This window comes from Erythrobacter sp. S227, assembly GCF_057364925.1.
In genome coordinates this window covers 891,257-906,628 of the sequence record NZ_CP200280.1, presented here as the reverse complement: position 1 = coordinate 906,628, position 15,372 = coordinate 891,257, and the positions used below count along the sequence as shown (strand labels likewise).

The window sequence follows — 15,372 nt, the reverse complement described above, 5'->3', positions numbered from 1 at the left end:
TGATTAGTAAGCGCGCGCCACCAAAATCCGCTCGACCGCAGGTTTGCCCGAGAAGATGCAGACGCCATCTGCAGGCGTGCAATCGCGTGGCACATTGCGGAAAGTGAGCTTTTCGGCTTTCAGTTTTTCGACCACTGCTTCGAGTTCCGCGCCGCTTGGCCGTGCCCATTGGACCTCGACCCAGCCCGGATACTTGCCGCCCTTGCGGAAAGAATTCACAACATCATGCCAATCGGTCATGCCGCGCGTGATCTTCGCATCGCGGCGTTCCTTGGCCTCGTTGAAAATCCCCATTTGAATGTCTTCAAGGAGAGCCGCAGCGCTGCCTGCAAATTCATCGCGGGGCGTGAAGGCCATGGCAGGCTTGCCATTGTCCATGTTCCACAGCGCATCGCGGCGAAGGACGGCGACCTTCCCGTTCTCCATATCGCGAGGGCCAACCTCGACGATCACAGGCGCGCCTTTCTTGACCCAGTTCCAGCGTTTTGTCGCAGCCTTGCCCGGTGTCTTGTCGAGCAGCACGCGGATCGGCTCACCCAATGCGGATACGCCCTCCAAGGATTTGCGAACTTCTTCGCAATAGGCGAGCACAGCCTCATCCTCTGGCTTGTCGCGCAGCATGGGCAGGATGATGATTTGGTGCGGCGCAATGCGTGGGGGCACGCGCAGACCGTCGTCATCGCCATGGGTCATCACAACGCCGCCAATCAGCCTCGTGGAAGTGCCCCAGCTTGTGGTGTGGCACAGCTGCTGCTGGCCCTCTTTGTCCTGATAATGAATGCCCGCCGCGCTTGCGAAACTGGTGCCCAGATAATGCGATGTGCCCGCTTGGAGCGCTTTGCCATCCTGCATCATGGCCTCGATCGACCATGTCTCATCCGCGCCGGGAAAACGCTCGTTCTCCGGCTTTTCGCCAGCGATCACCGGCATGGCGAGGTCCTCTTCAACGCAGGCCCGGTACATTTCGAGCGCGCGGTGCGTTTCCTCCAACGCCTCTTCGCGGGTTGCGTGCGCCGTGTGGCCTTCCTGCCAAAGGAACTCGCTCGTGCGCAGGAACATCCGCGTACGCATCTCCCACCGGACAACATTGGCCCATTGGTTGAGCATCAAAGGCAGATCGCGCCATGACTGGATCCAGCGCGCCATGGCATCGCCGATAATGGTCTCGGACGTCGGGCGCACAACGAGAGGTTCTTCGAGCTTTGCCTCGGGATCGGGGATCAATCCGCCCTTCCCGTCTGCAATCAAGCGATGGTGGGTGACAACGGCCATTTCCTTGGCAAAGCCGTCAACATGGTCCGCCTCACGCTCAAAATTGGCGAGCGGGATAAACAGCGGGAAATAGGCGTTCGCAATGCCGGCGGCCTTGATCCGGTCATCCATCAGGCGCTGAACACGCTCCCAAATGCCATAGCCCCACGGCTTGATCACCATGCACCCGCGCACGCCTGACTCTTCGGCGAGGTCAGCTGCGCTGATGACTTCCTGATACCATTTGGCGAAATCGTCTTCGCGCTTCACATTAAGCGCGTGCCTGATCGCTGGGCGAATGTTGGACACGTTTGGTGTTTCCCGTTGTTTGTGGCTTGCAATATGACAGCGGCGCCTGCCGTTATTTGCTCAAGTCGTCCAGCTTCTTTTGCATGGCTGCCATCTGTTCGCGCAGGGCAGCAATCTCGTCGCTCGATCCCTCTTGCGGTTTGGTTTCCGATTTTTTCGATCCGGCCTTGCCGCCGACACCGGGGATGAAGGTCTCCGCCGCCGCGCGCATCATGGCCATGTTGGTTTCATGAATCGCGCTGATCGGGTTGTTCGCCATGCCCTTCTCAAAGGCCTCACGGATTTCGGTCTGCTTTTCGCGGAAATTTGTGACCGTCGCCTCAAGGTAAGATGGCATCATGCTTTGCATTGAATTGCCGTACATGGAGATCAACTGGCGAAGGAAGCTGACGGGCAGCATTTGCTCGCCATTGGCTTCTTCATCCATGATGATCTGGGTCAGGATCGAATGCGTAATATCATCGCCTGATTTTGCATCGAAGACCGCAAATTCAACATTTTCGCGGACCATCGAGGCAAGGTCATCAAGCGTAATGTAGCTGGAGGAGGCAGTGTTGTAGAGGCGCCGATTGGCGTATTTCTTGATTACAATGGTGTCTTCAGAGACATTCATCGCCGGATCAGCGTTCTTGCGAGCCATAACATTTCCCGAGATAGTTATGCTGCAGCCTTAGCACCTGCACAATGTGCGGTGCAACATGTGTGTAACATCTGTGAACAAACCCGCAATTACGCGGCAATCTCAACCCAAGCGCGAGCCCAGAACAGTCAGCAATTCATATTGCGAAAGAGAGCTTTGCTGCGCAGCATCGGGAAGGTTGAACGGCACTTGCAACCAGTCCCCTTCTGCAATGCGGGGCGCGGATGAAAGGTCGACGACCACCATGTCCATCGACACTTTGCCAAGAATGGGGAGCCTGTTGCCTTCGTGGAACAGTGCATTTCCAGGGCCGCGCGAACGAAGGAAACCATCGGCATAACCAAGCGATACTGTGCCCACGTGCATCGCGGATCTAGCCACAAATTCTCCGTTGTATCCAACCGCATCGCCTGCATCGAGGGTGCGGGTCTGGATCACGGCTGCGTCAAGATGAGCGACCTGCCGGATAGTCTCGCGCAGCTCTGATCGCGGTACGCCGCCATAAAGCGCAAGGCCGGGACGCGTCACGTCGAACGCATATTCGCGGCCAAGTGCAATGCCTGCGCTGTTCGCAAAGCTTGCGCGTTTGAAGGTGACGGCGGGGAGGCACTCGCGAAAGGTTTTTATCTGCCGCGTGTTCGCGTCGCTCTCTTCATCAGCGCTCGAAAGGTGGCTCATCACCATATCGATATCGAGCGCTTGTATCGCTGGATCGCCGAGCTCGGACGGCGACACGCCCAGCCTGTTGATCCCTGTATCAATCATGAGGTGGCAGGTTTTCCCTGCGCCTTGTGTCCACCGCCGCGCCTGCGCAAGCGAGTTGATGACGGGCACCGCTCCGCTCGCTTTGGCATAGGCAACGTCGCCATCGCGCATCGGACCATGCAGCACCGCGATTTTGTGCGCAGGCACGTGGGCGCGCGCTGCATCGACCTCGCTCCAATGGGCGACAAAGAAGCTCTCGCAGCCCGCATCGCGCAAGGTGGGCAGGCAATGATCGGTGCCAAGACCATAGCAATCGGCCTTTACCGCAGCGCCTGCTGCGGCATCTCCAGAAAGCGCATCAAGCTCACGCCAATTGTGCGCCAGGGCCTCTTGGTCGATGCGCAGCCGTAAGCTTGGCTCAGGTGGCAACATCGTCTGCAAAATCTCTTGGTGGACCGCCGGGGATACCCCACCAGGCGACCAAAATTCCGAATGCAACAACGGCCCAAGTGTACCAGAGCCCAGCGTAAATATCGCCGGTGCTCGCCACGATCACGCCTGCGATAAGAGGCAGAAACCCTCCCAGATACCCTGCCCCGATATGATAGGGGATCGACATCGAAGAATAGCGGATTTTGGGCGGAAACATCTCCGACAAAAGCGCTGCGACAGAGCCGTATGTGAGGGCGGACAGCATCGAAAGGACGAGCAATATCGCGATGATGCCGACAATGTTCGCAAAGGATGGCTGCTGCTTGGAGAAGTCAAAGCCGTATTCGCTCAAAGCCGCCTGCACTCCTTCGGTCCGCGCTGTACCGCTTTCGAACCATTGCGGCTCCTGATCGATTGCGTTGCCATCAACCGTAATCTTGAGCTCATCACCAGGCGTCAATGTGTAGGTCACGCCAGACGCCGTCAGAGTGCCAAGGATCTTGCCGCAATCGGTCTGGTCCCGGTCAAACAATTCCGCGAACGGATCGGTCACGCATTCAGGGCCGCTGACCACAATGGGCGCACGTTCGGATGCTTCGGCAAGCGCGGGGTTGGCAAGGCTTCCCAAACCCCAGAATGCGGGGAAAAGAAGCGCCAAAGTAGCAATCGCACCGATCATGATCGGCAGCTTGCGCCCGACCTTGTCCGACCATTTGCCCACCAGAATATAGAAACCCATCCCGATTGACCCTGCGACAAGGAGGATGAGTTCAACCGTGAAGGCCTCCACATGCATCGGCCCTCGAAGGAAGCTCATGCCGGAGAAAAAGGCGGTGTACCAAATGGTCGTCAAAATGCCGGTGACACCAAAGAGCGCGACAAAGATACGCTTTTTGTTGCCGGGATAGGTGAAGCTTTCGACAAACGGATTGCCGGCCGTCTCGCCCGCTTCCTTCATCGCTTGAAACACCGGACTTTCCGACAGCATAAGGCGCATCCAGAGCGAGATCGCGAGCAGCAAAATCGACAGCAGGAACGGCACGCGCCAGCCCCATGCCTCAAACTCGGCCTCAGGGATAAGGAAGCGACAGGCCAGAACGACGATGATCGACAGCACGAAACCACCTGCGACACTCGCCTGAATATAGCTGGTGTAATAGCCGCGCTGATCAGGGGGAGAGTGTTCCGCGACATAGATTGCCGCCCCGCCATACTCGCCGCCTAAGGCCAGCCCCTGAAGCACGCGCAATATGATGACGATAATGGGTGCAGCGATGCCGATAGTATCGACCGTCGGAATAAAGCCCACCCCGGCCGTCGCGATCCCCATCAATGTAACCGTCACAAGGAAGGTGTATTTGCGCCCCAGCTTATCCCCCAGAAACCCGAACAGGATCGCGCCGATCGGGCGGAAGGCGAAGCCGACCGCGAAGGTCGACCACACGAGCAAGAGCCCAAGCGTCGGGTCATCCACATCGTAAAACGCGTCTTTCAAAATGTAGGCAAGCGTTCCGTAAATAAAGAAATCGTACCATTCAAAAATGGTGCCTGCGCTGGACGCGCCAACGACAAGGCGGATTTCTTTCTTGGTCGGCTCGCGCGCTGCAAGTGCAGCGGCATCACTTGTTACAGATGGTGATGACATATTTCCCCGTTCGCTTAAGCCTACTTGGTCAAATGCGGCTCTTGGGCCAGAGGCTTAACGCCTGCCTGCCCCGGTGGAAAGCGCCCTTGTGATGGTATCCCACGCCAATAACAGCGCGCCATGCCGCCCTTTGTGCTCGCGCGCAGGTTCCAGCGCATCAAAGCCGGGCCAATCCGGCAGCTCTCCACCACCGGCAGACGCGCTGCCAAGCCACGCCTCAATCGCCAATTTTGCAGTGACGAGCTCTTGCGCGCTTCGCCCTTTGGCCGCGTTTGCCATGATCGCGGCAGAGCTCTGCCCGATGGCGCAAGCGCTCACCTGCATCCCGAGGCGCGCAACATTGCCATCCGCGTCAAGGTCGACACCGACTTCCAGCGTGCTGCCACATGTGCGCGAGCGCCCTTCGGCGCGGTGGGCGAACTCTTTATCCAGAGGAAAGTCCGCAAGGCTGGTCGCCAATGCCAGGAGGTTCGCGGTGTAGAGCTTGTTTGAAGGCTGATCAGCCACGGCCCGCTCCACCAAGAGGGCTATTCATTCTCGGCAGCATCGCGGTCAGCATTGATCTTGTCACGGCGCTCGGCGATCATTTTGACAAGCTCACGTGAGAAGGCATCTGCCGCAGGATAGGTGCGCGCCTGAGCGATCCAATCGGGCCTGCCTTTGAAGCCCCATACAGTATCGAAACCCAGCACCAGCACCGAAAACGCAAAGATGACAATCAGCGCGCCTTTGATCGCGCCAAAGCCAAATCCCAAAACGCGGTCGATAGGCCCTAGGATCGAGCCACGCGATGCTTCCCCGACATTGCCCGCGATCAACTTCATCGCGGCATAGGGAATGAGCAACAGAATTGCGAAGGCCAGAATGCCCGCGCCCGGATCAAGGTCATAGAACCCGCGCAAGAACTCGGTGAAATCACCATGGAGGTAATAGACCGAACACGCCGCAAGGATCCAGGCCGCGAGGCTTAAGACTTCCTGCACAAGCCCCCTCAGGAACCCCCCGACCGCTGCAACCGCAACGATAATCAGTACAATGATGTCAAAAATCGTCATAGTGGCATGCGAATTATGCGTTCGTCATCACATGGTCAACGAGATTGGAAAGCTGCATCAATCCTTTGTAATCAAGCTTCGACGAGCCGGTCTTTGCATCCGATGGACCGTAGCCTTTTGCAAAGCCGAGTTTAGCAGCTTCTTTCAACCTCAAGTCTGCGTGGGCGACAGGGCGAATCTCTCCTGCAAGGGAAACCTCGCCAAACCACGTCGACTTTTGCGGCAAAGCTTTATCGGCGATTGCTGAAACCAATGCTGCGGCCACTGCCAAATCGGCAGCGGGATCGGCCAGCCTGTATCCCCCCGCAATATTCAAATACACCTCAGCGCTCGAAAAGCTGAGGCCACAGCGCGACTCCAGCACTGCAAGCAACATCGCCAAGCGCCCGTTGTCCCAGCCGACCACTGCGCGGCGCGGAGTTGCACCCGATTGAAGCCTGACAATAAGCGCCTGTATCTCGACCAATACCGGCCTTGTCCCTTCAAGCGCGGGGAAGACGGCGCTGCCTGCCAAAGGCTGATCGCGGCCCGACAGGAACAGCATTGAGGGGTTCGACACCTCTTCCAGCCCCTCGCTCGCCATGGAAAAGACGCCGATCTCGTCCACTGCACCAAAACGGTTTTTGAGAGAGCGAAGGATGCGGTACTGGTGGCTGCGCTCACCCTCAAAGCTCATCACGACATCGACCATATGTTCGAGCACGCGGGGCCCGGCGATATTGCCATCCTTGGTCACATGCCCGACCAGAACAAGCGCGGTGCCCGTTGCCTTGGCAAAACGGATCAGTTCCAGCGCGCATCCGCGAACCTGGCTGACTGTGCCGGGCGCGCCTTCGATTGTGTCGGAGTGCATAGTCTGGATCGAATTGATGATGAGCAGCGCGGGAGGATCGCCTTGCCCCAATGTTGTCAGGATATCGCGAACCGATGTCTCTGACGCGAGCCTGATCGGTGCATCGACGACGCCCAATCGCTGTGCCCGCAGGCGGACCTGGCCCGCGGCTTCCTCACCGCTGACATAGACAACGTCATTGCCCCCGCGCGCAATCGTTGCCGCTGTTTGCAAAAGAAGTGTCGATTTACCAATACCCGGATCGCCGCCCATAAGGATCGCCGACCCCGGCACGATGCCGCCGCCTAGCGCACGGTCAAATTCGGCAAGGCCCGTTGATTTGCGAACCGGCATTTCAGCGGGGCGATTAAGGGGAATGAACTCGATCCCCCTGCCCCCGCTGGAAAGGTCATGCTTCTGCGAGAAAACGGTTGCGGGCAGATCTTCGGTCAGCGTGTTCCATTCCGAACAATCACCGCATTGCCCCTGCCAACGCGGGCTGACCGCGCCGCAATTGGAGCACACATATCTCTTCTTTGCCTTTGCCATGGCTCATCTTTAATCAGAACATTTGCAGAACGCAATTGCGCGGCGCGAGATTTCCCGTCATGTGCAAGTGACTATGCGGCAAAAAGAACTTCGCCTTGCTCTTGTCTGTTACGGCGGCGTCAGTCTCGCGGTGTATATGCACGGCGTTACGAAGGAAATCTGGCACCTTGCCAGAGCCAGCCGTGCGCATCTTGACGGCGAAGAGCTGGACGGGGTGGCGGGTGTCTACCGCGATCTTCTGGCGAAGATTGAAGCGGAAGAAGACCAGAGGCTGCGCGTACTGCCTGACATTTTGACAGGGGCAAGCGCGGGCGGGATCAACGCGGTGTTTTTGGCACAGGCGCTTTATTCCGGATGCTCGCTTGAGCCGGTGACTGACCTCTGGCTCAGAAATGCTGATGTGACAGAGCTGACCGCGATGGAAGCAAGGCCCGGGTGGCGCTTTGCCAAATTCTGGGCGCAGCCTATTGCAGACTGGTTCTTGCGGCGCGGCGGAAACGGGGTTGATGAGACCGTTGCTCCTGAAACCCGTAGCGAGGTTCGCGAGAAGGTATCATCGCTCGTCCGGGGACGGTGGTTCAACCCGCCGTTTTCCGGTGAACGGTTTTCCGAAATGCTGTTCGAAGCTTTGCAAAGCATGGGCGATGCCAACTCGGGCCCTGTGTTGCTGCCGCCAGGTCACCCCGTTGACCTGCTTGTCACTGCGACTGATTTCAGGGGTCATGCAGAGACGCTTCGTCTGAATTCACCTGCGCAAGTGCAAGAAACAGAGCACCGGATGCCGATCGGTTTCAAGGGCAAGGCCCAGCGCGAAAGCGGGCATCAACTCGCAGACCGTCTTGAACTGGTTCTGGCCGCGCGCGCAACGGCGAGTTTTCCCGGCGCCTTTCCTCCGGTTGTCCTGAACGAGATTGACCGTCTGGGCGCATCCGAAGGCCACCATTGGGCCACCAGAGGCAGCTTTCTAAAACGCATCATGCCTGGCCATGTGAACGAGGGCACCGTTGATGAAGTGGCCCTTATCGATGGCGCTGTATTGGTGAACGCGCCTTTCGGTGCAGCGTTAAAAGCGATGAAGGGGCGCACGTCCCAGCGCGAAGTCGACCGGCGGTTCGTCTATATCGAGCCGCGCCCTGATCGCTCACCCATGGCGCGCGAGAACCAGGAGGGTGAGACCATCACCGAGCCACTTGGCTGGTTTGGAACGATCTTTGGCGCACTGTCGACCATCCCGCGCGAACAACCCATCCGCGATGATCTTGAACGTATCGAAAAGCAATCGCGGGACGCTCACAGGCTGCGCGAGATTGTAATGGGATTGCGGCCTCAAATCGACCGTGCGGTGGAGAAACTGTTCGGGCTTACATTCTTCCTCGACAGCCCAACGCCCAAGCGTCTTTCAAATTGGCGGGCCAAGGCGCAGCAGGCCGCCTCGCAAAGGGCGGACTACACCTTCAGCGCATATGCGGAGACCAAGTTCAGCGTCATTCTGGACCGTCTTGCAGAGCTCACCTGTAAGGCGGCACCCAATCTGATATCGGCTGATGCCGCCAGGGTTGCCTCTGCCTTGCGCCGCGAATTTGCGTCAGGCGGACTGACACGGCTGTGCGAAGAGAGCGGCGGCGCAACGCCGGAGGCTATCACCTTCTTCCGCTCACACGATGTCGGCTTTCGGATCAGGCGTCTGCAATTGCTTGCCCGCAGGTTGTCTCGAGACTGGGAGATTGATCCCGACATTCCCGATGACGCCCTCGATATTGCACGCAGCAAAATCTACCACATCCTGAGCCTTTACGAGGGCCTTGATGATGTGGCGCATTTGGGCGAAGGCTTTGTGCCCATTGCCGAGGCCGCGATGGAAAACCCGGGCGCTCTGCTCGACTATTTTGCCCGCAAACGCATGCCGCCAGAGATCGACAGCGAGGCAGAGGACCTCCTTGCCCAAGCGCTGGCAGAGATGCCGCGCAATCTGAAACGCCGGATGCTGCTCACCTATCTGGGCTTCCCTTTCTACGATGTCGCGACCTTGCCTTTGCTCCAGAGCGAGCGGCTTGATGAATACAATCCGGTCAAGATCGACCGTATCTCGCCAGATGATGCCCGTTCCATCCGCGAGGGCGGGACGCAGGACACCTTGCGAGGCACCGAATTCTATAACTTTGGCGCATTTTTCAGCCGGTCTTATCGCGAGAATGACTACATCTGGGGCCGCTTGCACGGTGCAGAACGGATGATTGATTTGGTTGTCTCGACCTTGGAAGTACCAATGGCCGAAAGTGACGTGCGAACCGCCAAGCGTTCCGCCTTCCTCGCCATTCTCGACGAAGAGACGAAAAGCAAACGCTGCGACCCCGCTTTGGTTGAGCAATTGCGCAGCGAAGTGATTGCGCGTCTAGGCGAATAGTTCCGCTTAGCGGGCGCTGTCCCAGACCGCCGTTACGAACGCATCGGGACCGATAAACCCGCCCTCGCCCCGGTCGATGTCCGCCAGAGGTTTGGTCGCAAGGGCTTCTTCAAGGGTCAATCCTCGCCCTCGAAGCTCCTCTACCCGGCGAACCACCTCGCCAATCATAGCGCGATAGGCGGTAAGTTCCGCTTTGTTCGACATCGGACCATGGCCCGGGATCACCTTTGTATCGCTATCGATGAGAGCAATGACGAGGTCCAATGAACGCATCGCGTCATAGACATTGCCTCCTGATTTGATGTCGATGAACGGGTAGCCTGAAATCTTGAAATAGAGATCGCCCATGTGGACGACATTGTCCTCTTCCCAGAAGATGACGCTATCGCCGTCGGTGTGACCACCGCCAAGGAACATCACATTGATCGTGTCGCCATTGAGGTGAATGCGAAGGCCTTGATCATAGGTCACAATCGGCAAGGCAACTCGCGGCGCAGGCGGAATATTGCGCCCGCCCGGCCCGTCCGGATTCCCTTCGGCCATGCGCACACGCACATCTTGATGAGCGAAAATGGTCGCGCCCGTTTTGCCGAAATGTTCGTTCCCTCCGGTGTGATCAAAGTGCCAATGCGTGTTGACGACATATTTGACTGGCTTTGCATCGAGGTCCGCGATAGCCGCCTCGATCTTGGCCGACAAAGGCGCGAATTGATCGTCAATGATCAAGGTCGCCTCATCGCCATGGCTGACCCCGATATTGCCCCCTGCGCCGAAGAGCACGGCGATACCCGGCGCGATTTCTTGTGCTGTGACCTCGACGCCTGAAAAATCGCTTTGCGAGCTTGCGGTCGTGGCAAAGAGCGCAGCGGGAATAATTGCCAGATGGGCCAAGCGGGTCATGGGAAAATCTCCTTTAAGTAAGACCGCGGTCTATAATCCCAAGGCACCTGTGTCGAGCCACTCCCTCAAACCGCATCAAAAGCGACTGTGAGGCGTTCGCCTTCGGCAAAGCGTGATGTGGAATGATAGACAAAGCTTGGAAACAACACGAGATGGCCCGGCTTAGGCGCAAAAGAGGCGATGGGCTCAACCTTCAGAGGAATATCTTCCGGCGGTCGTCCCAGCTCGAGCAGACCTTCGTTTTTCGCCAAGTCATCGGGGATGGAAATATGAGCCGCCGAGCTGATCAGCCCTCCGTCGTGCAAATGCGGCACGTGGCGTCCGCCTTTGGAGAGCAGGATCGACCAGCTGGCCGAAATCTGAGGAGGCCGCGATTGGATCGCGGCCATAGGGTGAGCTTCCGGCAGTTCAGGTAAAGCTGCGGTGTAGTCCTCGATCGCTGCTTCGATTTTCTCGAACAGAAGCTTGATTGAGGTGTCATCGCGAAGGCGCAAGTTTCCGTGGGTCTGCGTTCCGCCCTCGACACTTTGACCAAGCGGCGCCGAGCGGGTGACATGAAGCGCACGCAGCGTATCTCTCAAGGTGCCCAATTCCCCTTGCGAAAGCCCGAGGTCTGCTTGCGCAAAGAACGCATCACTTGGGCACAGCCATGCGTGCCTCGGGTTATCGGAAGTGCGCCACGTGAGTTCGGCCAGAGCCCATGCGCCGATGTCTTTAGGGTTTTCTTTGAGAACGATTTCAAGCGCGGCGCTCGCGCTGTCCAATTCGCCCATCCGCAGCGCGTTGCGCGCCCGCTCGAATTCAAGTTCCGGCAGGCCCGCTGGCAGGTCAATAAGAAGGCTCTGCGCCTGCGCAAACTGTTTGGCAAAGCCTCTATGACGGGCCTCGACCAGGCGAAGTTCCGGCAAGTCCGCGATTGTTTTGCGTAAACTCGCTGTATGCCCTGCTGCCTCTTCGTGCCGTCCCGCTGACCCCAGTAATGTGAGATAGGCCATCCACAGGCGCGGGCTCTTTGGCGCTTTTTCCAAAGCTGCTTCAATACTCGCAAGCGGACTGGGAGCGCGCGCTTCGGCCCGTAATCGGCAAAGCGCTTTATGCCCGTCGACCCAGTCCGGAGCTTTCTCCAATATGGTCTCAAGACGGGCAAACGGTTCGGGCGCGCCCGCACGCAACAAGGCCGCAGCATGTGCGATCAGCACAGCGCCATCATGGGGGCCCTCTGCCAAAGCCTGTTCGAGGAGTTGGGCTGCGCCCTCTTCCCCACGTTCAAAGGCATTGAGCGCCCTATCCTTGAGGGAGCGTTTGAGCGGCGACATTGGAACCTCGCCGCTCATCCATCAGGCTCCGAATGCGTCCTTGATCTTGCTAAAAAAGGTGCGGCTTTCAGGGCATTCATCGCCGGTTTCCGTCTCGCGGAATTCCTCGAGAATTTCTTTCTGCTTGCGGGTCAGCTTGGTCGGGGTTTCGACCATGATCTCCACCACCAGATCGCCGCGGCCGCGCCCTTGCAGAACCGGCATACCGGCCCCGCGCACACGCAATTGCTTGCCCGATTGAATGCCCACAGGAATGTCGATCGTATTGGTCGAGCCATCGAGATCGGGGATATCGACCGATCCGCCCAACGCAGCCGTTGTGAAGGTCACAGGCACACGTGTCGCGAGCGTTGTACCCTCGCGCTCAAACAGAGCGTGCCGCTTCACATGGATAAAAATGTAGAGGTCACCCGGAGGCGCGCCGCGACCACCAGCTTCGCCTTTGCCGGACAGACGAATACGGGTGCCAGTGTCAACGCCGGGCGGAATTTCCACCTCGAGCGTTTGCGCCTGATCGCTACGGCCTTCACCGCGGCAATCACCGCAAGGGTCCTCGATAACAGAGCCGCGCCCGCCGCATGTTGGACAAGGGCGTTCGACCACGAACAACCCTTGTTTGGCGCGCACTGACCCTTGACCGTGGCACATGTTGCATGTGCGTTCGGACGTGCCGGGGGTTGCGCCAGAGCCATCGCAGGTTTCGCATTCGGTGCTAACCTCGATCTCGATCTCGGTAGTCTTGCCGTCGAATGCTTCTTCGAGGGTGATCTCCATATCGTAACGAAGATCAGCGCCTCTGCGTTGACGTTGGCGTCCGCCGCCCATTCCGCCACCGCCGCCAAAGGCGCTGCCGAAAATGGTTTCGAAGATGTCGCCAATGTCGCCAAAGCCTTCCTGGCCGCCGCCGAAACCGCCGCCGCCACCGCCGCCATTCATGCCTTGAGTGAAGGCTTCGTGGCCATAACGGTCGTAGGCCGCGCGTTTCTGGGGGTCTTTTAGGACTTCGTATGCCTCGCCCAATGCCTTGAACCTGGCTTCAGCCTCGGCATCGCCCGGATTGCGGTCCGGGTGCCATTTCATTGCAGCCTTGCGATAGGCAGATTTGAGCGTTCCCGCGTCAACGTCGCGGGACACACCCAGAGTTTGATAATAATCAGCCATGAGAATGCCTTTGAAAAATCCCTGCCCCCACCGCTGATCGCGCTGGCGGGGACAGGGAGTTTATGAAGGTTACTCTTTGCCCGAATTATCGCTGGGCTTCTCGTCATCGACTTCCGAGAACTCGGCATCGACAACGTCTTCATCGGCTTCTTCAGCAGCGCTGGCGTCTTCACCGGCACTTTCTGCGGCCTGATTTTCCTGCTCTTGCTTGTAGATCTGCTCGCCCATTTTCATGGCGGCTTGCGTCAGCTCCTGGGCCTTCGCGCTGATCTCTTCGGCATCGTCGCCTTCAAGAGCGGTCTTGGTCGCAGCGATTGCTTCCTCAACGGCAGTCTTGGTCTCGGCGTCGATCTTGTCGCCATTGTCTTCAAGTTGCTTTTCGGTTGCGTGGACAAGGCTGTCCGCCTGGTTGCGGGCTTCGGCACCCTCGCGGCGCTTCTTGTCCTCTTCGGCAAACTTCTCTGCATCCTGAACCATCTGGTCGATGTCGCTGTCCGACAGACCGCCAGACGCCTGGATCTTGATCGTTTGCTCTTTGCCGGTGCCTTTGTCTTTGGCGCTGACTGAAACGATGCCGTTGGCGTCAATGTCGAAGGTCACTTCGATCTGAGGAACGCCGCGCGGTGCTGGCGGAATGCCGACAAGGTCGAAATTGCCGAGGATCTTGTTGTCTGCAGCCATTTCGCGCTCGCCCTGATAGACTTTAATCGTCACAGCGTTCTGATTGTCTTCGGCGGTCGAGTACGTTTGCGTCTTCTTCGTCGGGATCGTCGTGTTGCGGTCGATCATGCGGGTGAAGACACCGCCCAGCGTTTCGATACCCAGCGACAGCGGGGTCACGTCGAGCAGGAGAACGTCTTTAACGTCGCCCTGAAGAACGCCAGCCTGAATGGCGGCACCCATCGCGACCACTTCGTCCGGGTTCACGCCGGTGTGCGGTTTGGCTTCGAAGAACTTCTCAACCACTTCGCGAACGCGCGGCATACGGGTCATACCGCCGACAAGGATAACCTCGTCGATTTCGCTTTTGGAAACGCCCGCGTCTTTCAATGCTTTCTTGCAAGGCTCAAGCGTGCGGTCGATCAGACCACCAACCAGCTTTTCAAGGTCAGCGCGGCTGATGGTCTCAACAAGGTGAAGCGGGGTCGATGCGCCGCCTTCCATACGCGCGGTGATGAAGGGCAGGTTGACTTCGGTTGTGGCCGACGAGGAAAGCTCGATCTTCGCTTTTTCCGCTGCTTCCTTCAGACGCTGAAGCGCGAGCTTGTCGGCTTTCAGGTCCATGTTTTCCTTCTTTTGGAAGGCGCTCGCAAGGTGCTCGACAATCGCATTGTCGAAATCTTCACCGCCAAGGAATGTGTCGCCATTGGTCGACTTCACTTCAAAAACGCCATCGCCGATCTCGAGGATGGATACGTCGAAAGTACCGCCGCCAAGGTCATAAACCGCGATGGTTTTGCCGTCTTCTTTGTCCATGCCGTATGCAAGAGCAGCGGCTGTCGGCTCGTTGATGATGCGAAGGACTTCAAGACCGGCAATCTCGCCTGCGTCTTTGGTCGCCTGACGCTGTGCATCGTTAAAGTATGCAGGGACGGTCACAACCGCTTGCGTCACGGTTTCGCCAAGATAGCTCTCGGCGGTTTCTTTCATCTTTTGGAGGATGAAGGCAGAAATTTGTGAAGGCGAGTAGTCGTCGCCATTGGCTTCGACCCATGCATCGCCGTTCTTGCCCTTGACGATGTCGTAAGGGACAATTTCCATGTCCTTCTTCGTCAGCGGGTCATCAAACCGGCGTCCGATAAGGCGCTTGATTGCGAAGAGGGTGTTGTCTGGATTGGTGACTGCCTGGCGCTTGGCCGGCTGACCGATGAGACGCTCGCCGTCTTTTGTGAAAGCGACAATCGAAGGCGTCGTGCGGGCGCCTTCAGAATTTTCGATGACCTTTGGTTTGCCACCATCCATAACCGAGACACAGCTGTTGGTCGTGCCAAGGTCGATACCGATTACTTTTCCCATGTTTTTTCCATCCTTTGAGGATCTAGTTGGACACCGCGCCTTGCGCCTCCCTTATTTGGCGAGACAGCTCGGCGGCTCGAATATGAGGCGGATATAGGTGCGGTTTTCCTTGGCACAAGAACCCCGAGCCCCTAGATTTTGCATCATCCACAAGAGG

General features: G+C 58.0%; 12 protein-coding genes. 1 reads left to right on the top strand and 11 read right to left on the bottom strand.

Annotated features, from left to right (window positions below; all coding sequences use genetic code 11):
- Positions 1-3: 3 nt before the first annotated feature.
- From proS to radA, 7 genes are all read right to left on the bottom strand, one after another.
- Positions 4-1,560 carry a proline--tRNA ligase gene (gene proS, locus AC0V6Q_RS04290; RefSeq protein WP_486167174.1) on the bottom strand — a complete coding sequence of 519 codons (1,557 nt, stop codon included), beginning with the start codon at positions 1,558-1,560 and terminating at the stop codon, positions 4-6.
- Between the two features lie 52 nt (positions 1,561-1,612).
- Positions 1,613-2,200 carry a polyhydroxyalkanoate synthesis repressor PhaR gene (gene phaR / locus AC0V6Q_RS04285; protein WP_486167173.1) on the bottom strand — a complete coding sequence of 196 codons (588 nt, stop codon included), beginning with the start codon at positions 2,198-2,200 and terminating at the stop codon, positions 1,613-1,615.
- A 102-nt stretch (positions 2,201-2,302) separates the two neighbouring features.
- Positions 2,303-3,337: an alanine racemase gene (gene alr / locus AC0V6Q_RS04280; RefSeq protein ID WP_486167172.1), complete on the bottom strand. Its 1,035-nt coding sequence runs from the start codon at positions 3,335-3,337 to the stop codon at positions 2,303-2,305.
- Positions 3,324-4,982 carry an MFS transporter gene (locus AC0V6Q_RS04275; RefSeq protein WP_486167171.1) on the bottom strand — a complete coding sequence of 553 codons (1,659 nt, stop codon included), beginning with the start codon at positions 4,980-4,982 and terminating at the stop codon, positions 3,324-3,326. The genes alr and AC0V6Q_RS04275 overlap by 14 nt, the downstream gene beginning before the upstream one ends.
- Positions 4,983-5,036: 54 nt before the next feature.
- Entirely contained in the window at positions 5,037-5,489 is a 453-nt protein-coding gene (locus AC0V6Q_RS04270; protein WP_486167170.1) for an iron-sulfur cluster assembly scaffold protein, read from the bottom strand.
- Between the two features lie 20 nt (positions 5,490-5,509).
- Positions 5,510-6,037: a CvpA family protein gene (locus AC0V6Q_RS04265; protein ID WP_486167169.1), complete on the bottom strand. Its 528-nt coding sequence runs from the start codon at positions 6,035-6,037 to the stop codon at positions 5,510-5,512.
- A gap of 13 nt (positions 6,038-6,050) precedes the next feature.
- Complete coding sequence (radA, locus tag AC0V6Q_RS04260) at positions 6,051-7,418, bottom strand: DNA repair protein RadA (protein WP_486167168.1); 1,368 nt, start codon at positions 7,416-7,418, stop codon at positions 6,051-6,053.
- A 73-nt stretch (positions 7,419-7,491) separates the two neighbouring features.
- On the opposite strand from radA, the gene AC0V6Q_RS04255 reads away from it, so the two are divergent.
- Positions 7,492-9,822, top strand: coding sequence for a patatin-like protein (locus AC0V6Q_RS04255; RefSeq protein ID WP_486167167.1), 2,331 nt, complete (start codon positions 7,492-7,494; stop codon positions 9,820-9,822).
- Between the two features lie 6 nt (positions 9,823-9,828).
- On the opposite strand, the gene AC0V6Q_RS04250 is transcribed toward AC0V6Q_RS04255, so the two are convergent.
- The 4 genes from AC0V6Q_RS04250 to dnaK all read right to left on the bottom strand — a co-directional run bounded on the left by AC0V6Q_RS04250 (position 9,829) and on the right by dnaK (position 15,215).
- Positions 9,829-10,722, bottom strand: a complete 894-nt coding sequence (locus AC0V6Q_RS04250; protein WP_486167166.1) for an MBL fold metallo-hydrolase — start codon at positions 10,720-10,722, stop codon at positions 9,829-9,831.
- A 65-nt stretch (positions 10,723-10,787) separates the two neighbouring features.
- Positions 10,788-12,056: a putative 2OG-Fe(II) oxygenase gene (locus AC0V6Q_RS04245; RefSeq protein ID WP_486167165.1), complete on the bottom strand. Its 1,269-nt coding sequence runs from the start codon at positions 12,054-12,056 to the stop codon at positions 10,788-10,790.
- 3 nt (positions 12,057-12,059) lie between these two features.
- The gene (dnaJ, locus tag AC0V6Q_RS04240) at positions 12,060-13,199 is read right to left on the bottom strand and encodes a molecular chaperone DnaJ (RefSeq protein WP_486167164.1); all 1,140 of its coding nucleotides are present in this window, start codon (positions 13,197-13,199) and stop codon (positions 12,060-12,062) included.
- 69 nt (positions 13,200-13,268) lie between these two features.
- Positions 13,269-15,215, bottom strand: coding sequence for a molecular chaperone DnaK (gene dnaK, locus AC0V6Q_RS04235; RefSeq protein WP_486167163.1), 1,947 nt, complete (start codon positions 15,213-15,215; stop codon positions 13,269-13,271).
- Positions 15,216-15,372: the final 157 nt, after the last annotated feature.